The organism is Rathayibacter sp. AY1F8, assembly GCF_002932165.1.
Classification (GTDB): Bacteria; Actinomycetota; Actinomycetes; order Actinomycetales; family Microbacteriaceae; genus Rathayibacter.
The window spans coordinates 36,004-59,703 of the sequence record NZ_PSVB01000019.1; the positions used below are offsets into that span (position 1 = coordinate 36,004).

The following is a 23,700-nucleotide window of genomic DNA, read 5'->3' on the forward strand; positions in this document are numbered from 1 at the left end:
GTCACCCGAGGGTGCCGTCTCCGCGGTCGAGGAGCAAGGGACGCGCGGCGGACGGCGGGGAGCGGCCAGGCGGGGGCGGCGGATGAACTCGTGACGAGCACGGACCTCGGCTCACCTGAGGAGACCAGCCGGAAGATCAGGGCCGTCCCTGGTTCTCCGTCTTGATGCCTCCCCAGGCCTACTGTTCTGCGACGTCCCGTACGCGACCGGACTCCGAGCCCTTGAGAGAGGAGACGTCTGGTCGACTTCAGACGCTCGGGCTCCCGTCGTCGAGGTCCTCGTGGTGGCGGTCGACGTATCCAGCCATGCCGGGGACCGTGAAGGCGATCTGGCCGTGCTCGGGTGAGTAGACCAGTCCTTTGCTGATGAGCGCGGCACGGTAGGGCCCGAGGCTGGTTGTCGGGATACCCATTCGCTGCGTGACGAGAGCGGTGGAGGAGGGTCCCTCACCGTCGGCTGCCATGGCGCGGAGCATTCGTCGCTCTGAGCGCGTGGCTCGCTGCCATCGTGAGCGGAAGAATCCGGCATCGAGCTGTTCGGTCCCGTACTGCACTGCTGCCGTGGCGTCGGCCAGAGTGACAAGACGACTGGAGAGGTTCCATGCGGCCTGCCCGTACTCCTGGATGAAGTACGGGTAGCCGCCTGCGGCTTCGAGGAGAATCTCGAGCGCATCGGGAGCGAACTCAGCGCCGAGCCGCTCCGCGGGCTCTCGGAGAGCGTGCGCCGCATCGTCGCGAGAGAAGGTGCCTATCTGTCGATAGTTGAAGAGGCGCTCGGCGTACGAACGCGTCTCCGTGAGGACACGGGGGAGATTCGGGAGGCCGGCGGCGATGATGTAGAACGGCCACTCCCGCTGGTTCGCCGCATGCTGAGCGGCGATGAGCGCACCCATCGTCTCCGCATCGAGGTCCTGCATCTCATCGACGAACACACCGAAGGCACGACGACGCTCCCCCAGAGCGGTGGAAACGTCTTCGACGAGCTCGAGGAGGTCGACTTCAGCGTCGCCGGAGTCGGCACGTCCGTCGTTGAGTGCGACTCCGAGTTCGATCCCCGTTGCACCGACCTTCGCATTGAACGAGGAGATCGTGCCGAGCGCTTCTCGCATCAGCGCCGTCGGCTTCGAGCGGGTGAGCTTGCGAGCGGACACGACGAGCTCTCGAGCCAGGGCACGCCGTACGGCCCGCGCGCCGCCTTCATCCCGACGCGCCTCGAGGCGCACCGTGAGCCACTCGAACGACTCCGCCATGCGGTGCATCTCGTTCAACAGCACCGTCTTGCCGACGCCGCGGAGGCCCGTGAGGACGATGCCGCGATCGCTCATTCCATGCGTGACACGAGCGCGGATCGTGTCGAACGCTTCGAGCTCGCCAGTCCGACCAACGAGCTCGGGCGGCCGCCGACCGGATCCAGGGCTGTAGGGGTTCTGCTCAGGCAACATCTAGCCGATGATAGTCACCTCTAGCCGAAACCTAATTCATCGCTATCGACTGCAATCGTCCGCGCCGGCGCCACGTGGTGGCGACCATGCGATGCTGCGAACCCCCGTTCCAGCTTCCCTTCGAGTCGCCGCCGGGCAGCGCATCGGACCCTGCACGCTGAAGGGCGAGCGCGAGCCATGTCCGCTCCGACCGAGGATCGGCTCGCGCCGTCGATCCGGGTTCGGCCGGGCGCATGCTGCTGCGGTCACTCGGACAGCAGCGGGATCGAGCGGCCCAGGTGCCTGCCGTACTCGGCGATGGCGCGGCCGACGGGGAGCCGCTCGGCCTCGTAGCGCTCGAGTGCCTCGTCGACCGGGTGCCGCGCGAGGGAGGCGGCGAGGGCCAGCGCGTCGCCCGCCGCCTTGGCCGCGCCCATGGCCGTGTGCGGCCGCACCGTCACGGCGGCGTCACCGAGGAGGGCGACCCGGCCGCGCACCGTCCGCGGCGGGACGTAGTCGACGATCGCCTGCAGGAAGGGCTGCGGCTCGGCGAGGACGGCAGCCGCGAAGGGCGGCGGCAGGCGGTCGACCGCGTCCTTATCGAGCCGGCGGCGGAGATCGTGGGCGAGATCGCCGGGCGCGAGGGACACGCTCTCCGACGCACGGCCGGACGCCGTCATCACTCCGCGGAGGGCCTCCTCCGAGAGGGGCCGGTACCAGACCCAGTTGTAGCGCCGTCGGCCGGGCTCCACCTCGCCGGCTGGTCCGGGGACGAGGTAGCCGAGCATGTGCTCGCCGGGCGCGGTGTAGAAGGCGAAGCGTCCGAGCAGAGTCGCCGCGGCCCCGGCGGGGAGCGCCGACTCCGGGATCAGCCCGCGCCAGGTCGAGTAGCCGACATAGCGGTTCCCCGGCGCCTCGGGCGCGACCGCCGCGCGCACGACGGATCCGAGGCCGTCGGCTCCGATGACGACGTCGAAATCCAGGCCGCTCCCGTCGCGCAGCTCGACGACGACCGGGTCCGTCCCGACCGAGGGGCGCACCCCGGCGACGGCATGGCCGAGGAGGTAGCGGTCGGCGGGGATCCGCGAGCGGAGCGTGTCGTAGAGGTGGTCCCACGACACCTGCGTCTGCGGGGAGGGGTCGCGGCCGATCACGCGCCCGGAGCGGTCGAGGGTGATCCGCTCGTGCGCGACGACGCCGACCCGCGCCTCGTCGTCGCGGCCGATCGCGTGCAGGAGGTCGATCAGGTCCTGCTGGGCCACCAGCCCGGCGCCCCGCCGCGACAGGCCCGTCGCCGACCGCTCGAGGACCGTCACGCGGTGCCCGTCGCGGACGAGCAGGGCCGCGGCGAACAGTCCGCCGATCGAGCCGCCGACGATCCCGACGTCGAGCGGGCGCACCGCTCCTCCTGCTGCCATGAGCGCGACCGTACCGGCGAGCGCGCGGCGCCCGTTCCTACAGACGGCGGAACAGCGCCCCTCAGGCGCGGTCGTCCACCCGCAGCGATCGGATCATCCCGCGGAGCAGGCGCGCCGCCGCCTGCCGCTCCTCCTCCGCGAGCCCCTCCAGCATCCGCAGCTCCACCCCGCGGACGGCGGCGGACGCCTCGGCCAGGCTCCGGCGTCCGCGCCCGGTGAGCCTGGCGGGGAGCGCCTTGCCGACGGGAGCCGCGTCGGGGCGGGTGACGACGCCGTCGCGCTCCAGAGTCTGCAGCAGGACGTTCATCGACTGCCGGGTGACGAAGGCGCCCCGCGCGAGCTCCGAGTTCGAGAGGCCCGGCCGCTGGGCGAGGAGCTCGAGGCAGGAGTAGTGGGTGACCGTCATCCCGAGCGGGCGGAGCACGGCCTCCATCGCCGCGCGCAGGGCGCTCGACGCCTCCTTGAGGAGGTAGCCGAGCGAGGTCTCGAGGTCGATGCCGTCTTGACTCATGTCAGTATTCTGACATACGCTCCGGTGTGTCAGAAAGCTGACACAACCGAGGAGGAACCCCATGCCCGTCACCGGCCCCGACTTCGTCTCGCTCCAGGTCCGCGACCTCGCGGCGTCCCAGGCGTTCTACGAGCAGTACCTCGGCCTGGTCCGCTCGCCCGCCGGCCCGCCGCACGCCGTCGTCTTCACGACGACTCCGATCGCCTTCGCCCTGCGCGACCTCGCGCCCGGCACCGACCTCGAATCCGCCTCCCGCCCCGGTGTGGGCGCCGCGATCTGGCTGCACGCGACCGGCGTGCAGGAGATCCACGACGCGCTCGTCGCCGACGGGCACCCCGTCGTCGCGGCTCCGATCGACGGCCCGTTCGGGCGCACCTTCACCTTCGCCGACCCGGACGGCTATCACGTCACCCTGCACGACCGCGCCTGAGCGGGACGGTGCGGACCGCGCCTGAGCTGAGCGGGGCAGAGCGGGACGGGACGGGGCCGAGCGCCTCAGCCCATCGCGCGCAGCTGAGCCGCGAAGAGATGCAGCGAGCGGTCGACCTCGGGCAGCGCCGGCGTCCGGTTGAGGTGCCCGTGGGGCATGCCGGCGGCCAGGTGCCCGGTCACGGAGACGCCCGCCTCCGCGAGCTGGCGCAGGAGCAGCTCGGCCGACCCCCGCAGCTCGTCGTACTCGTTCACGAGGACCATGACCGGAGGCAGACCCGCCAGCGGCGCGGAGCCGGGCAGCGCCTCGACGGGGAGGTCGGAGATCCGCCCGAGGTAGGTGCGCACCATGCCCTCGATGCTCGACGGAGGAAAGCGGAGGACGGGCGGCAGCTCGCGCAGCTCGGCCGCGATCGCGTCGTCGACGGCGGGGTTGGGGAAGTGGGCGAAGGGGTAGGCCAGGAGCACGTGCTCCGGCAGCCGCGCACCGGCGTCGCGCTCGCGGAGGACCGCACCGAGGGCCAGGGCCGCTCCCGCGCTCGCGCCGCCGATCGCGACGGGTGTGGATCCGGACTCCGTGCTGCGGAGGTGCCGCCAGGCGGCGTGCACGTCGTCGAGCGGGACGGGGTAGCGGACGTCGGGGCCGGCGAGCCGGTAGTCGACGGAGACGACCCGGGCCCGCGCCCGGTGGGCGAGCTCCGCCGCGACGACGTGCGACTCGCGCATGTCGATGCTCCCGGCGGCGAACCCTCCTCCGTGCACCCAGAGCAGAGCGCGCTCGGGTGCGGCGGGCGAGTACACGCGCAGCGGGACCGGTCCGTGCGGGCCGGACGCGGTCTCCGTGACGACGTCGATCCCCTCGGGCAGCGACCAGGGCCCCGGATCCTCCTCGAAGGCGGCCATGCGGGCGGCCTGCTCGGCGTCGAGCGGATACGCGAGGCCGGCCAGGAGGGGCAGCCGGGCGGCGAGGTACGGATCGAGCGGCATCGGCGCCTCCTTCGGGGTCGGGATCGCGGACCACGCTAGCCCGGCCGCGGGTCCTCGAGCGGCGCCTGCTCAGCCGCGTCGCTGCAGGAGCATCACGCCGTCCAGGAGCACGGCTGCCGTGCCGTCGGGAGCGGTCACGGCGCGCTCCCTCGTCTCGACGAGCTCCGCGGTCCACTCGGCGGGGTCGAGGGCCAGCTCGGCGAGCTCCTCCTCGGGGCCGACGAGGTGCATCGCTCCGTGGCGGTGGTCGTCGCCGCTCGCCCACGGCGGGGGTGCGGCGTGCGAGACGACGGCGAGGCGGCCGCCGGGAGCGACGACGGAGGCCGCCCGCCGCAGCACGTCGATCCGCGGGAACTCGGCCATCGAGTGCAGGAAGCTCGCCGTCACCAGATCGAACTCCCCCACGACCGGCCAGTCCTCGGCGAGGTCTGCCTGCACGAAGTCCACATCGGCGCCCCGCTCGGCCGCGGCCGCGCGCGCCCGGCCCAGCGCCGTCTCGGAGAGGTCGAGCCCGGTCACGCGCCAGCCGAGCGACGCCAGCCACAGCGCGTCCGCCCCCTCACCGGCGCCGAGGTCGAGGGCGCGGCCCGGCGGCAGCGAGCCGACCAGCCCGACCAGCGTCGCGTTCGGCCGGCCCGACCAGATCCGATCGGAGTCGGCGTAGCGCGCCTCCCACTGCTCGCGTGCGGTGCTCATGCTGCTCCTCGTCCCCGGGCGCAGGGGCACCCGCGTCGAGGATGCCGCGCCGCCGCTCCGGCCGCCAGCGCTCGTGCCGAACCGGCACGGGCACCCGTCCCGCAAACGACACGGCCGGACGGAGCCGCGGCGCCGCGCGGACCCGCCGGACGCACTTCCCCGACACGCCCCGCGCCGATTAGCGTCGGTGCATGGCCCTCCGACTCGAAGAGATCATCGTCGACTGCACCGACTTCCGGACCCTCGGGCACTGGTGGCAGGAGGCGCTCGGCTGGGACGTCGTGGACGAGGACGAGGACGGCATCGAGCTGCTCGCCCCGTCGGGCCGCGGGCCGAGCCTGCTCTTCCTCGACGTACCCGAGCGCAAGACCGTGAAGAACCGCCTGCACCTGGATTTCGTGCCGGACGACCAGGAGGCGGAGGTCGCGCGGCTGGTCGGCCTGGGGGCGACGCGGTCCGACGTCGGGCAGGGCGAGCAGTCCTGGGCCGTGCTCGCCGACCCGGAGGGCAACGAGTTCTGCATCCTCTCGGCGCGGGAGTGAGAGCGCTTCCACTTTCCAGGACGGTTGTCGGGAAAGCGCTTCCATGCGCACGCATCGAAAAAGATTCTGAAATGTCAAGGGTAGAACGATCGTTCTCGACTCCCTAGCATCGCCTCCGACGCGTTTCCCGACCGGGAGCGCGCGGAGCCGAGGAGTCACCGTGACCACCTACGACAGACCCGTCGCCGCCGTCGGCATGACGCAGTCGCAGCAGCAGGGCGAGCTGCTCGCAGGCCGCGCCCTCGAGAACCGCGCCTTCGGCCTCTACGCGTACGCCTACCGCCTCACGCTGTCGGACTCCGCGGCGAGCGCCGCCCTCCGCCACGCGGCGGTCACCGTCCGCAGCGGACGGCCGCAGGGACTCGACGACACGGGCGCCCTCGACCTGATGCGCTCCGAGGTCGGGCGCGCGAGCGTGCAGCGCGGCGGCTCCGCGATGGAGCGCGCCGAGCAGGCCCCCGCGGCGATCCGCGAGGACGACCTGCTGCGCTCGGGCTTCCACCGCCGCCTGCACGCCCTGCCGACGCTCGAGCGCCAGGCCTGGCTGCTCCGGCACACCGGCGGCCACGACGTCGACGCGATCGCGGCGATGCTGCACGAGCCGGCGGAGCGCATCCGCTCGGCCCTCGCCTCGGCCGCCCGCACGCTGGTCGAGGGCGAGCTGGCCGAGAGCGAGTCCGCGGAGTAGCGCGGCACGAGGTGCCCGAGAGACGCCGGGTCCAGCCGGCGGCGCCCCTCAGGCGTCTGGGACCCGGCCGCGACTCGGCGCGACCGGGAGGACGGGGTCAGTCGAGGTAGTCGATGTCGTCCCACGGCTGGTGGACGTCACCGGTGTCGCGGTCGTCGTCCGGCACCTCGAGCTCCTCGAAGATCACCGGAACACCCGTCGAGATCAGGACGCTGACCTGGCGGTTGCCCACGATCACGAAGTCGACGAGGCCTCCTCCGGCCTGCGTCGCCTCGGTCGCCGACCGCTTCAGCTCGGCGACGTCGGTCCCCTGGGACAGCCCGTAGGTCTTGCCCTCGATGGTGACGGTGGTGCGGATCATGTGGCGCTGCTGCTCCTCGGCTCGATGGGTTCAGCGTACGAATCGCGACAGAGCGCTGCCAGGCCTTGCGGTGGACGCCCGCGGCTGCCACGGGTGAAGGGGCCGGCTGAGGCGAGCGGCGTCCGGAGCCGAGGCCGGAAGCAGCGTGACGGGCCGCTCGGGCGGATCCGCCGCTCCTGACCTCGGTTCCGGACACCGGGCGGCGGAGTCAACCGGGCGCGCTCCAGGGAACTCCCGCCTTAGCGTGGAACCTGTCCGCACGTTCCGCATCCAGCGACAAGGAGGATCCGATGACCGAGAAGAACACTCCCGAGGACCCGCAGACCACCGACCCCGAGCACGTCGACCCCGAGACGGCCACCGACCCCGAGGGCGACCCGGTCGAGAACCCGTCGGGCTGACGCCCGTACCGGAACGGCCCGCGGCCACCGGGACACCGCTGAAAAGGCGGAGTCCCGGGGGTCGCGGGCCGTTCCCGTGTCCGGCGCCGCCATACTGACGGAGTGCAGGCCGAGGACGACGAGCGCAGGGATCTCGAGCGGATCCTGTCGGCCCGACCCCGCGACGACGGCGCCGACCGGGACGAGCGGCGCGAGGCGCTGCGACGGCTCGGCGAGCTGGAGGCGGAGGACGCGCCTCCCGGAGCGACGCGGTCCGGCGCGCAGACCGGCGCCGCGCCGTCCGTGGCACAGCCGGGCGCGGCGCATCCCTGGACGGCGACCGACTCGCTTCTCCCCCTGCCCGCGACCGCGCTCCCGCTGTCGGCGACCGCCGGCTCCGGGACTCCGGAGTCGCCCGCCGAGCACCCCGACCGGCCGGCCCCGCGGACGCCGCACCCCCGCCGCCGCCGCCTCGTGCTCGCCGCCGCGATCGTCGGCGGAGCCGCGGTCGGCGCGATCGTCTCCACCGCGCTCCTCCTCCCTCCGCCCGCGGACCCCGTCGCCCCGCCGACCGCCTCCGCGGATCCCGCCGACCGCTTCGCCGCGCTCGTCGAGGGCTGGGAGCCGACCACCGACGTCCCGCCGGGCCTCGCCCTGCTCGCCGGGGAGGCCACGGTCTACGGCTCCGGGTTCGACACCGCCGAGAACGACCGCCTGCTGATCACCGAGCCGAACGGCACCACGGTGTGCCTCGCCGTGCAGCGCCCGGACGCGTCCTTCTTCGCCGGCTGCACCGGCTCGGAGGCGTTCTTCGCCGGGGAGCCCCTCCGGGTCAGCGGCACGACGCTCCGCAGCGGCGCCCCGGTGTACACGCAGATCCTGCTCCGCCCGGACGGGACGATCGAGGGCGGCTACCAGCTGGTGCCGGAGTCGCCGCAGCCCGAGGCGGCGGAGTCCGGAACGGTGGAGTCCGGGTCGGTGGAGTCCGGGTCGGCGGACCCCGCGACCAGCGAGCCCTGAACCGCCGAGCCCGCGACCAGCGAGCCGTGAGCCTGCGACCAGCGAGCCTCTAGGCGCGCGTCGCCTCCGCCGCGTCCGCGATCACCTCGGCCGCGGACGCCGTCCGCTCCCACACCGCGCGCTGCCGCTCGGCGCCCGTGCCCCGCGCCAGGACCCGCTCGACGCCGCACGCCGCGACCTCCTCGTCGCCCGACTCCGCCAGCGCCCGACCCGCGTGGTCGAGCAGGCGCGCCAGTACCGCGGAGGCGGGGGCCGGGCAGCCGTCGACCGGATCGATGAGGTCGCCGGTCGTGCCGTGGCGGCTCGCCAGCCACGAGGAGACGGCGATCACCGGAGTCGGCAGCGGCACGGGCGGAACCCCGGCGCCCGCGTCGCGCACGGCCGTCTCGGCGAGCGCCCGGATCAGGACGGCGATCAGCGCCGAGTCCTCGGCGTGCAGCGGGACGTCGGCGATGCGCACCTCGACGGTCGGGTGCGCACGGGAGAGACGGGCGTCGAAGTAGAGCATGCCCTCGTCCAGCAGCACGCCGCAGGAGGTGAGGGAGGCGACGACGCTCCGGTACTGCTCGACGTCGCCCCAGATGCCGACCGGGCCGGCGGTGGGCCAGCGCCCCCACGACTGGTAGCGCCAGCTGGCGAATCCGGTGTCGACACCGGCGCTCAGCGGGGAGTTGGTGCTCAGGGCGAGGAGGGCGGGCAGCCAGCCGCGCAGCCGGTCGAGGACCGCGATCCCCTCCTCCGGCGACCCGATCCCGACATGGACGTGCAGGCCGCAGGTGAACTGCTCGCGGGCGACGAGGCCGAAGCGCTCGGCCATCCGGTCGTAGCGCTCGTCGGCCGAGAGGTGCGGCTCGAACGCGGCGGGGCTGGTCGCGACCGCGACGGCGCGGGCACCGACCTCGCGGGCGGAGTCGTCGGCCAGGCGGCGGCCCTCGCGCAGTCCGGCCAGCAGCGCGTCGTGCGTGCGGGCGGGCGAGCCGACCGCCTCGATCTGCTCCGCCTTGAGCTCGGCGGCCAGGGCGACCGCCGCGGAGCCGCGGACGGAGCCGAGCAGCAGCGGCGCCGCAGGCGTCGGGAGGAACGTGCCGGCGTCGACGAGGAGGTACTCCTCCTCCACCCCGAAGGTGCGGGCGCTCATCGGAGCGCCTTCCGCTCGAGTCCCCCGCCGCAGCCCACCCGGTCATCCCACCGTGCCGGGCGCCCGCCGGGCAACCGTCCTCGGCCGATGTTCAGCGTCGGGACGCCCGCGACGCCGGTCCGCGGGCGGGCTGTCAAGGCCGGGTGCAGCGGGGCGCGGAGCGGCAGGATCGGAGCACACCCAGAACCGGAGGTCCCCGTGCCCGACAGCACTCCCGAGCAGGCCGAGTACGACGTCGCCGTCATCGGCGCAGGACCCGCGGGGACGGCCGCCGCCCTCCGCGCCGCGGAGCTGGGAGCGCGCGTCGTCGTGCTCGAGGCCGCGCGCGTCGGCGGCACCTGCGTCAACACCGGCTGCGTGCCCACCCGCGTCCTCGCGAAGACGGCGCGGATGATGCGCGAGACCCGCTCCGCCGGCGACTACGGGATCGAGATCGGCACTCCCGTCCTCGACTGGGCCGCGACCGTGCGCCACGTGCACGAGCGCGTCGACCTGGTGCGCTCGATCAAGAGCGAGGCGCAGCGGTTCGAGGAGGCGGGAGTCGACCTGATCCACGAGGGCCGCGCCCGCTTCGTCGACGAGAGCACCCTCGTGCTCGACAGCGGGCGGCGGATCCGCGCGCGCTCGATCATGGTCTGCGTCGGCGGGCACTCGCGGCGGCTGCCGATCCCGGGCGCCGAGCTCGCGACCGTGCCGGAGGACGTGCTCGGGCTGACCGAGCTGCCGCGCCGCGTCGCCGTGATCGGCGGCGGCAACACGGGCGCCCAGCTCGTCACCGTCTTCAACGCCTTCGGCTCCGAGGTGACGCTCCTCGATGTCGCCCCGCGGATCCTGATGACCTCCGACTCCAGCATCTCCGAGCACGTCGGCGCCGCCTTCGAGCGCCAGGGCGTCCGCGTCCGCACCGGGATCGAGACGGTGTCGGGCATCGAGCGGCAGGACGACGGCTCGCTCGCGATCGCGTGGCGCGAGGGCGGCGAGGACCGGACGGCCGAGGTCGACGTGGTGGTCATGGCCACCGGCTGGCCCGCCGACGTCGAGGACCTCGGACTCGAGAACGCGGGCATCGAGGTCGTCCACTCCGCGATCCCCGCCGACCAGTACTTCCGCACCGTCGTGCCGCACATCTTCGCGGTCGGCGACGCGAACGGGCGCGACATGCTCGTCCAGGCGGCGCAGTTCGAGGCGGAGGCCGCCGCCGAGAACGCAGTGCTCGGCGCGAACCGGCGCACGCCCCAGTTCCTCCTGCCCGCGGGCGGATTCACGGACCCGGACTACGCGGGCGTCGGCTTCACGCAGGAGCAGGCCCGCGAGCGCGACCCGCAGTGCGTCGTCGCCTCGGTGCCGTTCTCGCACCTGGACCGCGCCGTCATCGACGACCGCGAGAACGGGTTCCTCACGCTGATCGCCGACCGGCGCCGCGAGCTGCTGCTCGGCGCGCACGCGGTCGGCGAGAACGCGATCGAGGTCGTGCAGTCGGTGACCACGGCGATGGCGGCCGGAGTCGACCTCGCGACCCTCGCGAACGTCCGCTTCGCCTACCCCACCTACAGCGCGGTGATCGGGATGGCGGCGCGCGCCCTGCTGGCCGAGCCGGCGCGCCCGACCGAGCTGGACTGACGCGCTACCCGATCCTCGGAGGCGGCGCCAGCCCCGAACCGGCGGCCCGCCGCCTCCGAACCACTGGAGACGGGCACTCCGCCCGCCCCGCCGAGAGGAACCCCTGTGCCGATCCCCGCTGTCGACTACAACCACGTCCGACTCACCGTCCGCGACATCGCCGTCTCGCGCCCCTTCTACGACTCCGTCTTCGGCTTCGACGTCGCCTTCGAGGCGCCGCCGGCCGACGCGTCGCCGGAGGAGAAGGAGCAGCTGGCGTTCGTGTTCGGCGGCGTGATCTACCAGTTCCCGGGCGGACTGCTCGGCCTGCGCCCCGTCGCGCCCGGCGACGACCGCTTCGACGAGGACCGGGTCGGGCTCGACCACGTCAGCTTCACCGTCCCCGACCTCGACGCGCTGAAGGCGGCCGCGGCCGTGCTCGACGACCTCGGCATCGCCCACGAGCCGATCAAGGACGCCGGCGGCATGAGCCTCCTCGAGTTCCGCGACCCCGACAACATCGCGCTCGAGATCACGTCCCCGAGCTGATCGGAGCAGCGCGCGCACGATCGGGCGGGTCTCACCAGGCCTCCACGCTGATCGAGTAGCGCTCGTCTCGAGATCCCCCACGCTCGAAGGGGCGGGTCTCGATCCGCCGTTGCGCCGCTACTCGACCAGCAAGGGTCCACGCCGTGCTGATCGAGTAGCGCGCTCAGCGCGCGTCTCGGGATCCCCGCGAACCCACGGAGCGCGGGGATCCCCGCGAACCCACGGAGCGCGGACTACGGACGACGTCGACGGTACGGAGTCGTCGTCGACACCCGGACCAGGCCCGCGCGCTCCAGGATGGGCCGCGAGTACTCGGTCGAGTCGCTGTGCACGAGGGTCTTCCCGAGTGCCTGTGCGGAGGCGGCGCGGGCGGCCGTGACCAGGCCGTAGAGCCCGCGTCCGCGGTACTCCGGCAGCGTCGCTCCGCCCCAGATGCCGGCGAAGGCGGTGCCCGGGACGGGCTCGAGCCGGCCGCCGGACGCCATGCGCCCGTCGACCTCGGCGACCCACAGCTCCATGCCGTCGCCGCGCGCCAGGCGGGCGACGAGCGAATCGGCGATCGACACGTCGACCTCCTCCCCGAAGGCGGCGTCGATCATGGCGCTGAACGCGCGGACGTCCGGCTCGTCGACGACCCGCCGCAGGACGACCCCCTCCGGGACCGGCCGGTCCGAGAGCAGTGCCTCGACCGGGCCGATCATGATCGATTCGGCCTCGTCCGGCGCGAAGCCGTTCGCGACGAGCGCGTCGTGCAGGCCGGGGGCCTCGTCGTGGCCGCGGGTCTTCCACTCGACGCGGGTGATGCCGGGATCGGCGTCGAAGTGCGCGCAGGCCGCGGCGACCAGGCGGGCGATCTCCGCGGAGGAGGCGCCGGCGAGGTCGCGGTAGGTGACGAAGCCGCGTCCGCCGGCGAAGGTCACCAGACGCAGAGGCCCCTCGCGCGTCACGGAGACGGCGCTCGGGGTCTCGGCGTCGGAGCGGAGCTGGTCGTCGTAGGCGCGGAGGTAGTCGGAGCTCATCGCCCCGACGCTACCCCCGGACCCGGGCGATCAGGTCCTGGATGAAGGGGATGACGTCCTTCGCCTGGTCGACGCTGGCGAATCCGGTCGCGACGAGCGGCCAGATCGAGCCGATGAGCGTCGCGATCACGGCGGCCACCGCGGCGACCCAGGCGAGGGCCGCGTTGCGGGAGAGGAACGCGACCGCGAGGCAGGCCAGGCCGACCGCGTAGCTGAGGACGATCGAGAGGACGATCGCGCCGACCGGGACGTCGAGCGCCCCGGCCGTGGTGCCGTCCGCCGCGCCGATCAGCCCGAGGACGGGCAGCAGCACGGCGACGACGACCACGAACGAGAGCACGACGCCCGTGCCGAGCGCGATCCAGGCCGCACGCGGCCTGCGTCGCGCGCCGTACGAGCGGGTGCGCACGGGACTACTCCCGACCGGCGGCGGACGACGCGCGGTCGTCCTCGGAGCGGTGGGCGTCGGCGTCGTCGGACGCGGCGTCGCGATCGGCCGCGGCCTCGTCGCGCTCGACGTGCTCGGACTCCTCCGCCGGAGCGACCTCGACGGTCGCGGTGCGGGGGTCGCCGTCGTCGTCCACCGGCTCGACCTGGACGCGGACCACGAACTCCGCGGTCTCGACGACGGCCGGGGCCGCGTGGGTCTCGACGCGGGGGTCGTCCTCGTCGCGCTCGGCGGCGCGCTCGGCGTCGGCCGTCTTCTGGGCGGCTGCGCGCTCGTCGCGCTCGTCGGCCGCACGGTCCATCGCGTCAGCGGCGTCGTCGGCGGCGTCCGCCAGACGTCCGCGGGCGGAGTCGACGGCACCGGAGACGGCGTCGCGAGCGTTCCCGGCGGCCTCCTTGGCGGAGTCGCGGGCGTCGGACGCGGCGCGCTTGGCGGTGTCGACGAGCGGCTCCTCGTCCTCCTCCGGCTTCTCGATCGGGTCGAACGGGCCGTGGACGTCGGTCGCCTCGACGTTGACGACGACGTGGCCGCCGGCGACCGGCTCCGCCACGCGCTGCACCTGATCGCGCACGGCGTCCAGGACCTCGCGGACGGGGTGGGGGTACTCGACGACGAGGTCGATGTCGACGGTGGTGACGCCGTCGGCCTTCGAGACCGTGACTCCAGGGACGGTGCTGGTGCCCAGCACGCGGCGGGAGGCGCGGTCGAGGCCGCGGGCGACGGCTCCACCGAGGTGGTGGACGCCGGACACGCGCTGGGCGCTCTCGCCGGCGGCGGTCGCGACCCGGCTCTCTGTCGACTCGGGCTCGGACGGCTTCCCGTCGCGGCGGGCGGACTCGCGCCGGCTCTGCTCGTTCGGGGTCGGCTGCTCATCGGTGCGGATGAGCTCGACGGTGCCGGGCTCCATCGGATCGGACATGGGGTGCTCCTTCAGAAAGACTTCCATCCCGCCTGAGCGGGGCTCTCCGGCCCTCCCGATCGGGAGGGCCGGACGGTGGTGCCAGCGGCTACTGCACGCGGGCGGTGCCGCTCATCTTCGTCCGCAGACCACTGACGATCTGGATGACGACGGGCGTCTCCTCGCCGAGGAGGGCGTCCCACTGGCGGACGGCCTGGTCGACCGTCTGCCGGGTGCGGGCGGGCGAGGCGCCGCGGCGGGTGTGCGCGGTGACGCGCAGCACCTTCTGGTGCTTGATCTCGAACGCGGTCACGTCGACCGCGACGATGGACGGCTCCTGCGACAGGGCCTCCTCGAGGACCTGCTCGGCGACCTTCGCGTCGATGGTGACGGAGCCGCCCGTGGGCGTCCCCGCTCCCTCTCCCGAGCCGACGCGCAGCAGCGTGGAGGTGCGGCCGCGGCCCTGGCGCACGATGAAGCGCACCAGCAGCAGGATGAGGACGAGCGCGACGACCGCGATGACCCAGAGGATCCACGGGGTGCCGCCCGAGAGGGCCTGGCTCGTGGGGTCGGCCGCGTCCTGCGCGGCGGTGGACACGTTCTCCTGCACCTGCGGGAGCAGCGACCCCACCGCGACGGCGCCGCCGGCGAGGAAGAGGACGAGGCCCACGACGAACAGGAGCAGCCGGTTGAGGAATCGGTTCGTGGTGGTCATCAGCGGACCGTTCCCTTCTCGGACAGGCGCACCTTGGAGCGCAGGCGCGGGGTGCAGTCGAACGTGGCGAGCTCGGCGTCGACGGCCTCGCGGATCGGCGTGACGTCGATGCTGCGGCCGGAGGTGCGGGAGACCGTCACGTCGACGACGCGGGATCCGACCGACACCGACACGTTGTCGGGGTCGACGTCACCGGCGTAGCCGGCGGTGCGCGCGACGGCCTGCGCGATGACGCGGTCGTCGACGATCGCCGCGGTGCGGTCGGTGCTGACGGCGCGACGGCCGCGGCGGCCGGGCTTGAGCGACACGACGATCAGGACGAGCCCGATCAGCGCGAGCACGGCGCCGGCGGCGGCGGTCAGCGCGATGGGCGCCGCGGCCGCGTTGAGCAGCGAGGACGCTCCGTCCTGCGGGGCCACGAGCAGCGCGGGCTGGCCGAGGACGGCGAGGACCGCCTCCGTGCCCAGCCACGCGAACAGGAGGATGAGCAGGACGGCGAGGACGATCGCCGATCCGGAGCGGGACGAGTGCGTCTCGCGCCGCACCAGGCGCGGGTAGAGCGCCCGGCCGGCAGTGGTGGGAGTCGTCACGACACCCTCCTTCGTTCTCGGAGGTCGGCACCGGTGATCCGGAGGTCGACCCGGCCGATCGTGGAGCCCGTCAGTTCTAGGCAGCGCGAGCGGATGGTCGTCTGCGCCCGGCTGAGTCGGTCCAGCAGCGTCCCGGAGGAGCGGCGGCCCGTCTCGCCCAGGGGCGTGACGTGGATGGGGGCGTGCGCGACGACGTGGAGGCGTCCTCCCTCGTCGTCGAGCTCGACGGACACATCGGACGAGTTCACGTCCAGCGCCTCCGCGGTGACGGCCGACACGACTCGGCGCACGGCGCGCGAGCTGATCGTCGTGCGGCCGTGGCTGGCCTCGTCGGCCATCACCGCCGCGGTCACGAAGACCGCCGCCCGCGGAGGGTGTCGCCGAGGGAGCGCAGGTCGAGCTTGCCCTCGACGACCCGCCCGACGCCGTAGCCGATCGCCATGGCGAGGGCGACCCAGAGGAGCGCCCAGAAGCCGAAGACGAGAGCGGTCAGCGCGAGGACCGCGCCGAGGACCAGGCCGATGTGGGACGGAGTCACTTGACGCGGCTCTCGGTCTCGTCGTCCTTGTCGTCCGAGGGGATGAAGACGTCGGAGATGGTGACGTTCACCTCGGCGACCTCCATGCCGACGACCGAGGAGATGGCCTCGGAGACGGCGGAGCGGATGCTGTCGGCGAGCTTCTGCAGCGCGACGGGGTACTCGGCGACGACGGTGATGTCGGCGGCGACCTGCTTCTCGCCGACCTCGACGGAGATGCCCTGGCCGCGGTCCTGCGCGTTGATCGCGTTGCGGATGGCGCCGATGGCGCGGGCGGCGCCGTTGCCCAGGTCGTGCACGCCGGGGACCTCGCGGGCCGCGATGCCGGCGACCTTCTCGACGACGCCGTCGGCGATCGTGTTCTTGCCGGCCGAGGTGGCGGTGCCGTGCTTGGCCGAGGAGGCGTTGGCGAGGCTGGTGGGGGTGACGTTGGTCATGATCTTCTCCAGATGGTCAGAGGTCGTGGCCGGGGCCGCGGTGCCCACGATCCGTGGCACATGATGAAGACGTGGTCCGGGGCTCGGACGTCCCGGTGGCTCAGCCAAGGTGCAGGGAACGTCGAGCGGAGATGCGTTTCGCGGCCACCGGCTCCTTCGGCGCACTCGCTGAGCGGCCAGCGGAGTGCACAGCCGCGTCAGGCCGCGGTCGCCGTCCCCGCGGGGAGCCGGCGGTCGCGCCGGCGGGTGAGGGCGCGGCGCCAGGCGGGGCTCCACCGCTCCTCGGCGACCGCGTTGAGGCCCCAGGACAGCAGGAGGACGACGACGAAGGCGACGAGTCCTGCTCCGTCGCGGCCGATCAGCGGCCAGAGCGCGCTGACGATCGCGCTGCCCACGACCAGATGGAGGATGTAGAGCGAGTAGCTGATCCGCCCGAGCCAGAGCAGCGGCGCCCATCGCAGCACGGCGGTCCGGCGCCGCATCGCGACGACCGCGACGGCCGCGCAGACGCCGAGGACGACCGCTCCGTCCGGCCCGCCGTGGAGGAGCTGGGCGTTCAGGGCCGCGATCAGAGCCGCCGGCACGGCGAGGAGCTCGAAGCGCCCCTGGCGTCGCGAGAGGAACAGCAGCATCCCGACGCAGAAGAGCGGTCCGTACTCGGCCAGCGTCAGGTTCGCCAGGACCCGGACGGCGACCGGCGCCGAGACGACGTCGACGCCTCCCGAGACGAGGTGGGCGGCGACGGAGGCGGTCGCCGCGACGCCGAGCCAGACGACCGCCAGCACGCGGACCAGCCGATCCGTGAACCGGCACTTCGTGAGGACGAGCACGAGCAGCACCAGCAGGTAGAACTGCATCTCGACGGCCAGCGTCCAGAACGCGCCGTTCACGTTGGGTACCAGCAGCAACCGCTGCACCATGGTGAAGTTGAGCAGCAGCTCCAGCGGCGTGAGGTCGGTGCCGGGGACGCGGGCGAGAGCGCCGACGACGATGGAGACGACCACCGCGATCCAGTAGGCCGGGTAGAGGCGACTGACGCGGGAGATCGCGAAGTCCGACGGCCGCCGCGCGCGGTCCGCGGACATCAGGATCACGAAGCCGCTGATGACGAAGAAGAGCTGGACGCCGAACTCGCCGAACGGGAGCGCGAAGGATCCCGGCGGTGCATCGGGATGATCGAGCGAGAACGCGGTGGTGAAGTGGTAGACGACCACGCCGAGGGCGGCGAGGCCGCGCAGACCGTCGAGCTCGACGAAGCGTGACGCCACGGCTCCCCCGCTCCGGAGCCCCCGCCCCTCGCTCGAGTGTTCCAGAGCGCTCCGGCCGCCCGCGCGTCGGCCGTCCGTCGTTCCGCGCCGCGCCCGGCACCCGCCTCGACCCGCATCCCGGCGGCGGAGGCGCGGGGAGGGCGGCGCTCAGCACTCGGGACGGATGCGGAGCGCGCGGGCGAGGGCATGCCGACCTGACCGAGCGGTTCGTCGCGGATGCGATCGCGTCGGCCTCGCGCATGACCGAGCGCGGACTCCTCCCCGCGGAGGAGCAGCGCGTCAGGCCTCGTGCAGGTGACGGTCGAGCGTCATCCAGTTCTCCCGGCTGAGGCGGGCGGCGCCGTCGGTGTCGCCCGCGCGGAGGCACTCCACGATCGCGCGGTGCTGCTCCACGGATCCGCGGGCCGCGAGGGAGGCGAAGCGCTGGCGCTCGGCACGGCGGATGAGCGGAGTGGCCTGCTCGAGCACGTCCTCGATCATCCCGTTGCCGCTGAGCCCGGTGAGCACCGCGTGGAACGCGTCGTCGGAGCGCAGCGCCAGCTCGACGTCGCCCTCCGCCAGCGCCCGCGCGAAGTCGTCGTTCGCCGACTCCATCGCGGCGAGCGCCTCCGGAGTGACGGCCGGGCCAGCGAGGCGCGTGGCGAGCTCGTGCATGGCGGCGGCGATCTGCTGGGCGTCGCTGATGCTCTCGGCCGTGGCGGGGGTCACGATCGTCGCCCGGCCGGGCTTGGCCGAGACGAGGCCGACGCGGGCCAGCCGGAGCAGCGCCTCCCGGATCGGCGTCCGGCTGACCCCGAGCCAGGCCTCGAGCTCCTGGTCGCGGAGGCGCTCCCCAGTAGGCGCGCGGACACGATGCCCCCACCGGCACCGGAGAAGCCTCGCGCTCCTCGATGGGCGAGAGGACATAAGCTCGCACACGTGGCAGCCGGCGCAGTGATGTACAACTTCGCGATACAGCTGGCTGATGTGGACCGCGGTGTCTACGAGGACATCACGCTGCGGGCCGCTCGGCACCCCTCCGAGACCGACGCGTACATGATGACGCGCGTGCTCGCGTACTGCCTCGAATACGTGGAGGGGATCACCTTCAGCGAGGGGATCTCGTCGACGGCGACCGAGCCGGCGGTGCTGGTCCGCGATCTCACCGGCAGGCTGACCACGTGGATCGAGGTGGGCGCGCCGGACGCCGAGCGACTGCACTTCGGGAGCAAGCTGGCCGACCGCACGACGGTCTACACGCATCGCAACCCGGAGAAGGTGATCGCGGCGTGGTCCGGCAAGCGCGTCCACCGGCTCGAGCAGATCACCGTGCAGAGCTTCGACCAGGGGTTCCTGGATGCCGCGGTCGCGGTACTCGAGCGCCGCAACACGCTGACCGTGTCGGTCGTCGAGGGGCAGCTGTATCTCGAATTCAACGGCGTGACGTCGAGCAGCGACATCCACGTGCATCAGCCGGGCTGAGCCGGCGCCGAGTGTCACGAGGTCCGTGTCCGGAAGACCGGTCGGGGGACACGATGGAGCATCCTCCCAAAACGGCCCCTCGGGACGCACCCGGAGACGACGAGGGCCGGCACTGCCGTGAGACGGTCCGGGCCCTCGGGCTCGCAGGGGCTGCGCGTCAGCGGCGCAGCGTGTGGCTCGGCTTCTCGTCGAAGCGCACCTGGTACGCGCTCGCGAAGCGGCCGAGGTTGCCGAAGCCCCACTCGCGGGCGACCGCGGCGACGGTGGTCGAGCAGGGGTCGCCGGCGACCAGGTCGGAGTGGGCGCGGTCCAGGCGCACGTCGCGCAGGTAGACCGACGGCGACACTCCGAGGTGCCGCTTCGTCGCCTGCTGCAGCGTGCGGGTGTGCAGACCGGCCGCGCGGGCGGCGTCTGCCGGGGTGATCGGCTCGTGGGCGTGGTGCTGGAGGAAGTCGAGCGCCACCCGGGTGCGGGACGCGGACGGGCGCCGCAGCACGGCCGGCACGTCCCACGCGCGCCACGGGAACAGCAGGAGCAGCACGCGGGCGAGGTCGAGCTCGGCGGTGAAGCGCACGAGCGGAGTGATCGCAGCCGTCGCGAGCGCGGCGCTCGCCTCCGTCACCGCGGCGCGCCAGCGGGCGAGGACGCCGGGGTCGGCGTCCGCCCCGTGGTCGAAGGAGACGGGCTGGCGGGGGCCGGCGTGCGTCTCGGTCGCGACGTCCTCGAGGAACCCGGGGGCGAAGTGGATGAGGTTCTGCCGGTGCGGCTCGAACTCGAGCCCGAACTGGCGCTCCGCGGGGAACAGGAACGGGGCCGAGAGCGCGCCGGTCCGCGTGAACGGCGGCAGGTTCAGGCGTCCGCCGCCGGCGCGGAACCACCCGACGACGTACTCCTTCAGGTGGGGGACCTGGCCGGTGAGGGCGCCGGAGCAGTCGGAGGTGCGCAGGGTCACCCGGTCGCTGCCGCGGACGGCGTAGCGGTAGGAGAAGCCGCGCTGCGACGGAGCGACGCGGAACTCGCCTCCGCCGTACGCCTCGGAGTAGACGGCGGACGCGGCGGACGGATCGTCGCCGGAGGCTTCGTAGCGCCGGTCGGCCCGCTCGTCGCCCGCGAACGGGCTGCCGAGGGTGAAGGTCGACTCGCTCATGACGTCCGCCCGGGGCGGCGGCGGAGGGAGCAGTGCATGGGGACTTCTTCCGGGTTCGGGGTCCGTGCGCTCGGGGGGACGCACGAGGGGTACGGAATCAAGACGTGTCGAGGAGCCGGAATGTCACGAATCCCGTCTCGAGACGTCCCCCATCGGCGGCACTCGCAATCCGGCCAGCGGATTCGGCGGCCCGTTGTCAAGGCTGGTAGTCATGCCGGACGGCGCCCCACACTGAGGGCATCGGCGCGCGGGGACACCGCGCGCGGGACCGCGGAGGAGGCGCTCATCGACGACGACCCCCTCCTGAACGCGTCCGACGCGACCCTCGCCGCGCGCGCCGTCGACGGCGACGTGCAGGCGTTCGAGCAGCTCGCCCGCCGCCACGGCGCGCTCATGCGCGTCTACGCCGCGAAGCTCCTCGGCTCCGAGGCGGAGTCGGAGGACGTGGTGCAGGAGGCGTTCCTCACCGGTTGGCGGCGTCTGGCCGATCTCGACAGCCCGGCGCACATCCGCAACTGGCTGATGCGCATCGTCACGCACAAGGCGATCGACCGGATCCGCGTCCGCCGCCGCCACGACGACATCGACGACTGGGACCCGCCCGCGCCGCCCGAGCACTCCCCCGAGCGCATCGTCGAGGCGCGACTCCAGCTGGACGCGGTCTGGGAAGCGCTGGACCGATTGCCTGCTGATCAGCGACGCTGTTGGCTACTCCGCGAGACCGCCGGCTACAGCTACCAGGAGATCGCCGACGCTCTCGAACTCCCCGTCTCGACGGTCCGCGGCCTCCTCGCCCGGGCCCGTCGATTCCTGCTCCACGAATTGGAGGCATGGCGATGACCGACGACGCCGCCGTGCCCGAGGACGACCTCGACGGCCACACGCTCGAGGAGCTGGGCGAGTACCTCGACCGCGGCCGCGAGCCGCGCGACCCCTCGATCGAGAACTCCGCCGCGTGCCGGCTCGCTCTCGCGAACCTCACCCGCCTCACCGAGCTCTCGGCGCGGGCGCTGCGGCAGGAGGCCGACCGCGAGCCCGACCGCGACGAGGTCTGGATCGCCGGCCTGCTCGACGCGATCCGCTCCGAGGTGCGCTCCGGCCGCGACATCCCCGTCCGCCACCCCGACCCGACCCTCCGCCTGGCGCTCACCGAGGCGGCCGTGCGCGGGATGATCCGCCGCGCCGGCGACACGATGGGCGGCGTCATCATGGGCCGCTGCACCCTCGACGGCGACGTCTCGGCTCCCGGCGCCGTGGTCCGGATCGACGTGACCTGCGCCCTCGAGTTCGGCCTGCCGGTCGCCGTGGCCGCCGACCGCCTGCGCGAGCGCATCCGCTACGCCCTCGAGCGCCACACCGAGCTGACCGTCGGCGCGATCGACGTGACGGTCGACGACGTGTACCCCCACCGGGAGGAGCGGGAATGACCGACGACACCGAGCTCTCGCAGCGGCTGACCGCCGAGATCCGCGACATCGAAGGCGTCGCGGGGGTCTACCCCGCCCAGCCGATCGTCGAGGCCGCGGCCGACGCGCTCGCCGTGAAGCTGGACCTGCGGCAGCCCGACGTGCTGGTCGACATCGACCGGTCGGAGGGGTTCACCACGGTGAGCGCGCACATCGCCGCGTCCGCCGCACTGCCGGCCCCCGAGACGCTCCGCCTCGTGGGCGAGCGGATGCACGCGCTGCTCGCCGCCGACCCGTCGATCACGGGGCCGCTCGCCGTGAACGTGAAGGTGCGCCTCATCGAGGACTCGGGGCGCGCCGAGCACTGAGCGGTGCCGCCGCCGTCCCCTCCCGCGGGAAGCCGCTCGGGTACGCGGCGTGCCGCGTAGCGGAGCGGCATCCCGCGGAAGGGATCAGGGGCAGCCCGACCGGGTCAGCAGGAGACGAGGCGGTCGAAGCGGGACGCGACGCCCGAGCTGTCGCTGAACTTGCGGTTGATGACGCTCATCTTGTTGCAGCCGCTGTCCGGGCCGTTCCTCCAGATGACCTTGACGTTGCTCGCCTGGTCGCAGTGCCACCACACCGTGACCTGCGCGCGACCCAGGGAGTCGCGCTGCGAGCGGACCTCGCAGCAGTTGCCCGGGCCGCCGTTCTGGTAGACGAGCTGCCCGGCGGAGGCGGGGGTCGCGACGGCGACGGCCCCTCCGAGGGCGAGGGCGATCGCGGCGAGCGTGGCCGTGAGACGACGGTGCATGGTGTTCTCCTTCGAACGGGCGATCGGAGGCGACGGCGGCCGTCCCTCTGCCAGCACCCTAGACCCGGCCGTCCTCCGGCCCATGTCCCGGACCCCCTTTGCGAGATGCCGCTCGGAGACGCCTCGCGCGGCGGGTCGCGTACCGGAGCGGCATCTCGCGGAGGGGATCAGAGGCGGGCCGGGCGAGCCCCGCCGCGGGCCGTTCGGGGGTCGGCGGCGCTCTTGTGCGTCGAGCCGCCGGGGTCCACCATCGAGCGACGGCCCCCGCCCGGGGCGGCCGCACCCGACGGGTCAGGGGCGCCATGCGGTCGCGAGGTCTGCTCTTCTGCCTGATCCCGCCGATCCTCTGGGGCGGCATGCTGCCGGTCGCGGACAGCATCGCGGCGACGGTCGACTCCTTCTTCATGACTCTCATCCGCTACACCGCCGCCGCGGTCGTCCTCGCCCTGCTGCTCGCCCGGGCGGAGGGGCTCCGCGCCTTCCGGCTCGACGGCCGCGGGTGGCGGCTGGCACTGCTCGGCGCCTCCGGATTCGCCGGCTTCGGCCTGCTCGCCTTCACGGCTCTGCGGTTCACCTCGGCCCCGAACGTCAGCCTGATGATGGGGATGATGCCCGCGATCGGCGCGGTGCTCGCGAGCATCGGCGCGCGTCGCCTGCCGCCGGCCGCCACCGTCGGCTGCATCCTGCTCGCGCTCGCCGGAGTCGCGCTCGTCGTCACTCGCGGCGACGTCGCCCTCCTCCTCGACGGCGAGCTGGGGTTCGGCGAGCTGCTCGCCCTGCTCGGCGCGATCTGCTGGGTCGTCTACACGCGCGGAGCCGCAGCGTTCCCCGGCTGGTCGGCGCTGCGGTACTCGACGCTCACCACCGCGCTCGGCTGCCCCTCGATCGCCGTCGCGGTCGCCGTGGCGACGGCCACCGGCTCCGCGCACCCGCCGACCGGGGCCGAGGTGCTCGCGGCCTGGCCGCAGCTGGCCTACCTGATCCTCCTGGCCGGCGTCGTCGCCGTGCTGCTGTGGAACGCCGGCATCAAGCTGCTCGGCGCCCTCAACGGCACGCTCTTCCAGAACCTCGTCCCGGTCACGACCTTCGCGATCAGCATGGCGGGCGGCTACCGGCCGGGGCCCGTCGCCCTGCTCGGCGCGGCCATCGTCGTGACGGCGCTGCTGCTCAACAACTGGGCGACGCGGCGCGCGGCCGCGGTCGCCGCGCGTCCAGCGGCGGTGCCGGCTCCGGTGCGCTGAG

30 protein-coding genes and 1 pseudogene are annotated in these 23,700 nt (G+C 73.5%); 11 read left to right on the top strand and 20 right to left on the bottom strand.

From position 1 onward, the window contains the following. Positions 1-247: 247 nt before the first annotated feature. The 3 genes from C5C35_RS13110 to C5C35_RS13120 all read right to left on the bottom strand — a co-directional run bounded on the left by C5C35_RS13110 (position 248) and on the right by C5C35_RS13120 (position 3,349). Positions 248-1,441, bottom strand: a complete 1,194-nt coding sequence (locus C5C35_RS13110; RefSeq protein WP_104225860.1) for an ATP-binding protein — start codon at positions 1,439-1,441, stop codon at positions 248-250. Positions 1,442-1,686: 245 nt separating this feature from the next. Beyond that, entirely contained in the window at positions 1,687-2,838 is a 1,152-nt protein-coding gene (locus tag C5C35_RS13115) for an FAD-dependent monooxygenase (protein WP_219814176.1), read from the bottom strand. A 61-nt stretch (positions 2,839-2,899) separates the two neighbouring features. Continuing rightward, the gene (locus C5C35_RS13120; RefSeq protein WP_104263257.1) at positions 2,900-3,349 is read right to left on the bottom strand and encodes a MarR family winged helix-turn-helix transcriptional regulator; all 450 of its coding nucleotides are present in this window, start codon (positions 3,347-3,349) and stop codon (positions 2,900-2,902) included. Positions 3,350-3,410: 61 nt separating this feature from the next. Between C5C35_RS13120 and C5C35_RS13125 the strand changes: the two genes are divergently transcribed. Beyond that, positions 3,411-3,779, top strand: a complete 369-nt coding sequence (locus C5C35_RS13125) for a VOC family protein (RefSeq protein ID WP_104263258.1) — start codon at positions 3,411-3,413, stop codon at positions 3,777-3,779. A 65-nt stretch (positions 3,780-3,844) separates the two neighbouring features. Here C5C35_RS13125 and C5C35_RS13130 read toward each other — a convergent pair whose 3' ends face one another. Both C5C35_RS13130 and C5C35_RS13135 read right to left on the bottom strand, forming a co-directional pair. Further along, positions 3,845-4,765: an alpha/beta hydrolase fold domain-containing protein gene (locus C5C35_RS13130; RefSeq protein WP_104263259.1), complete on the bottom strand. Its 921-nt coding sequence runs from the start codon at positions 4,763-4,765 to the stop codon at positions 3,845-3,847. Between the two features lie 69 nt (positions 4,766-4,834). Further along, positions 4,835-5,461: a class I SAM-dependent methyltransferase gene (locus tag C5C35_RS13135; protein ID WP_104263260.1), complete on the bottom strand. Its 627-nt coding sequence runs from the start codon at positions 5,459-5,461 to the stop codon at positions 4,835-4,837. Positions 5,462-5,652: 191 nt separating this feature from the next. On the opposite strand from C5C35_RS13135, the gene C5C35_RS13140 reads away from it, so the two are divergent. Beyond that, positions 5,653-6,003 carry a VOC family protein gene (locus C5C35_RS13140; RefSeq protein WP_104263261.1) on the top strand — a complete coding sequence of 117 codons (351 nt, stop codon included), beginning with the start codon at positions 5,653-5,655 and terminating at the stop codon, positions 6,001-6,003. Between the two features lie 160 nt (positions 6,004-6,163). After that, positions 6,164-6,691 carry a hypothetical protein gene (locus tag C5C35_RS13145; RefSeq protein WP_104263262.1) on the top strand — a complete coding sequence of 176 codons (528 nt, stop codon included), beginning with the start codon at positions 6,164-6,166 and terminating at the stop codon, positions 6,689-6,691. A 97-nt stretch (positions 6,692-6,788) separates the two neighbouring features. Here the strand turns inward: C5C35_RS13145 and C5C35_RS13150 are convergent, their stop codons facing one another. Further along, positions 6,789-7,052, bottom strand: coding sequence for a hypothetical protein (locus tag C5C35_RS13150; protein WP_104224053.1), 264 nt, complete (start codon positions 7,050-7,052; stop codon positions 6,789-6,791). A 503-nt stretch (positions 7,053-7,555) separates the two neighbouring features. On the opposite strand from C5C35_RS13150, the gene C5C35_RS13155 reads away from it, so the two are divergent. Next, the gene (locus C5C35_RS13155; RefSeq protein WP_104263263.1) at positions 7,556-8,452 is read left to right on the top strand and encodes a hypothetical protein; all 897 of its coding nucleotides are present in this window, start codon (positions 7,556-7,558) and stop codon (positions 8,450-8,452) included. Positions 8,453-8,501: 49 nt separating this feature from the next. On the opposite strand, the gene C5C35_RS13160 is transcribed toward C5C35_RS13155, so the two are convergent. Beyond that, positions 8,502-9,590, bottom strand: a complete 1,089-nt coding sequence (locus tag C5C35_RS13160; protein WP_104263264.1) for a glutamate--cysteine ligase — start codon at positions 9,588-9,590, stop codon at positions 8,502-8,504. Positions 9,591-9,788: 198 nt separating this feature from the next. Between C5C35_RS13160 and C5C35_RS13165 the strand changes: the two genes are divergently transcribed. After that, entirely contained in the window at positions 9,789-11,210 is a 1,422-nt protein-coding gene (locus C5C35_RS13165) for an NAD(P)/FAD-dependent oxidoreductase (RefSeq protein ID WP_258066393.1), read from the top strand. A gap of 105 nt (positions 11,211-11,315) precedes the next feature. Further along, the gene (locus C5C35_RS13170; RefSeq protein ID WP_104223996.1) at positions 11,316-11,738 is read left to right on the top strand and encodes a VOC family protein; all 423 of its coding nucleotides are present in this window, start codon (positions 11,316-11,318) and stop codon (positions 11,736-11,738) included. Between the two features lie 233 nt (positions 11,739-11,971). On the opposite strand, the gene C5C35_RS13175 is transcribed toward C5C35_RS13170, so the two are convergent. From C5C35_RS13175 to C5C35_RS17320, 11 genes and pseudogenes are all read right to left on the bottom strand, one after another. Then, positions 11,972-12,757, bottom strand: coding sequence for a GNAT family N-acetyltransferase (locus C5C35_RS13175; protein ID WP_104263266.1), 786 nt, complete (start codon positions 12,755-12,757; stop codon positions 11,972-11,974). 10 nt (positions 12,758-12,767) lie between these two features. After that, the gene (locus C5C35_RS13180) at positions 12,768-13,166 is read right to left on the bottom strand and encodes a hypothetical protein (RefSeq protein WP_104247233.1); all 399 of its coding nucleotides are present in this window, start codon (positions 13,164-13,166) and stop codon (positions 12,768-12,770) included. 4 nt (positions 13,167-13,170) lie between these two features. Further along, positions 13,171-14,124 (bottom strand): Asp23/Gls24 family envelope stress response protein, encoded by a 954-nt coding sequence (locus tag C5C35_RS13185; protein WP_181027147.1) that lies wholly within the window; start codon positions 14,122-14,124, stop codon positions 13,171-13,173. 88 nt (positions 14,125-14,212) lie between these two features. Next, entirely contained in the window at positions 14,213-14,818 is a 606-nt protein-coding gene (locus C5C35_RS13190; RefSeq protein WP_104263267.1) for a hypothetical protein, read from the bottom strand. Then, positions 14,818-15,408: a DUF6286 domain-containing protein gene (locus tag C5C35_RS13195; protein ID WP_104225847.1), complete on the bottom strand. Its 591-nt coding sequence runs from the start codon at positions 15,406-15,408 to the stop codon at positions 14,818-14,820. Before C5C35_RS13195 ends, C5C35_RS13190 begins: the two co-directional genes overlap by 1 nt. After that, positions 15,405-15,761, bottom strand: a complete 357-nt coding sequence (locus C5C35_RS13200) for a hypothetical protein (RefSeq protein WP_244230558.1) — start codon at positions 15,759-15,761, stop codon at positions 15,405-15,407. Before C5C35_RS13200 ends, C5C35_RS13195 begins: the two co-directional genes overlap by 4 nt. Then, entirely contained in the window at positions 15,758-15,946 is a 189-nt protein-coding gene (locus C5C35_RS13205; RefSeq protein ID WP_104223990.1) for a DUF2273 domain-containing protein, read from the bottom strand. The genes C5C35_RS13200 and C5C35_RS13205 overlap by 4 nt, the downstream gene beginning before the upstream one ends. Continuing rightward, on the bottom strand, positions 15,943-16,383 hold the full coding sequence (locus C5C35_RS13210; protein ID WP_104223989.1) for an Asp23/Gls24 family envelope stress response protein: 441 nt from the start codon (positions 16,381-16,383) through the stop codon (positions 15,943-15,945). The genes C5C35_RS13205 and C5C35_RS13210 overlap by 4 nt, the downstream gene beginning before the upstream one ends. 197 nt (positions 16,384-16,580) lie before the next feature. Continuing rightward, positions 16,581-17,651 carry an acyltransferase gene (locus C5C35_RS13215; protein WP_181134130.1) on the bottom strand — a complete coding sequence of 357 codons (1,071 nt, stop codon included), beginning with the start codon at positions 17,649-17,651 and terminating at the stop codon, positions 16,581-16,583. A gap of 279 nt (positions 17,652-17,930) precedes the next feature. Then, the gene (locus tag C5C35_RS13220; RefSeq protein ID WP_258066398.1) at positions 17,931-18,359 is read right to left on the bottom strand and encodes a GntR family transcriptional regulator; all 429 of its coding nucleotides are present in this window, start codon (positions 18,357-18,359) and stop codon (positions 17,931-17,933) included. Positions 18,360-18,368: 9 nt separating this feature from the next. After that, positions 18,369-18,557 (bottom strand): annotated as a pseudogene (locus C5C35_RS17320) (GntR family transcriptional regulator); the annotation flags it as partial. A 12-nt stretch (positions 18,558-18,569) separates the two neighbouring features. On the opposite strand from C5C35_RS17320, the gene C5C35_RS13225 reads away from it, so the two are divergent. Further along, a complete protein-coding gene (locus C5C35_RS13225) occupies positions 18,570-19,112 on the top strand; it encodes a YaeQ family protein (RefSeq protein ID WP_104232930.1) in 543 nt (180 codons plus the stop codon). A gap of 157 nt (positions 19,113-19,269) precedes the next feature. Here the strand turns inward: C5C35_RS13225 and C5C35_RS13230 are convergent, their stop codons facing one another. Further along, positions 19,270-20,259 carry a helix-turn-helix transcriptional regulator gene (locus tag C5C35_RS13230; RefSeq protein ID WP_104247226.1) on the bottom strand — a complete coding sequence of 330 codons (990 nt, stop codon included), beginning with the start codon at positions 20,257-20,259 and terminating at the stop codon, positions 19,270-19,272. Between the two features lie 351 nt (positions 20,260-20,610). Here C5C35_RS13230 and C5C35_RS13235 point away from each other — a divergent pair, with 351 nt between their 5' ends. The 3 genes from C5C35_RS13235 to C5C35_RS13245 are packed head-to-tail and all read left to right on the top strand — an operon-like array spanning position 20,611 to position 22,033. Further along, positions 20,611-21,099: an RNA polymerase sigma factor gene (locus C5C35_RS13235; RefSeq protein ID WP_244248147.1), complete on the top strand. Its 489-nt coding sequence runs from the start codon at positions 20,611-20,613 to the stop codon at positions 21,097-21,099. Continuing rightward, complete coding sequence (locus C5C35_RS13240; protein WP_146076902.1) at positions 21,096-21,686, top strand: Asp23/Gls24 family envelope stress response protein; 591 nt, start codon at positions 21,096-21,098, stop codon at positions 21,684-21,686. Before C5C35_RS13235 ends, C5C35_RS13240 begins: the two co-directional genes overlap by 4 nt. Next, a complete protein-coding gene (locus tag C5C35_RS13245; RefSeq protein ID WP_104225842.1) occupies positions 21,683-22,033 on the top strand; it encodes a hypothetical protein in 351 nt (116 codons plus the stop codon). The genes C5C35_RS13240 and C5C35_RS13245 overlap by 4 nt, the downstream gene beginning before the upstream one ends. Positions 22,034-22,137: 104 nt before the next feature. On the opposite strand, the gene C5C35_RS13250 is transcribed toward C5C35_RS13245, so the two are convergent. Then, a complete protein-coding gene (locus tag C5C35_RS13250; RefSeq protein ID WP_104263270.1) occupies positions 22,138-22,458 on the bottom strand; it encodes a hypothetical protein in 321 nt (106 codons plus the stop codon). A gap of 302 nt (positions 22,459-22,760) precedes the next feature. Here C5C35_RS13250 and C5C35_RS13255 point away from each other — a divergent pair, with 302 nt between their 5' ends. Then, positions 22,761-23,699, top strand: a complete 939-nt coding sequence (locus C5C35_RS13255) for a DMT family transporter (RefSeq protein ID WP_104257493.1) — start codon at positions 22,761-22,763, stop codon at positions 23,697-23,699. The last annotated feature ends 1 nt before the right edge of the window (position 23,700 follow it).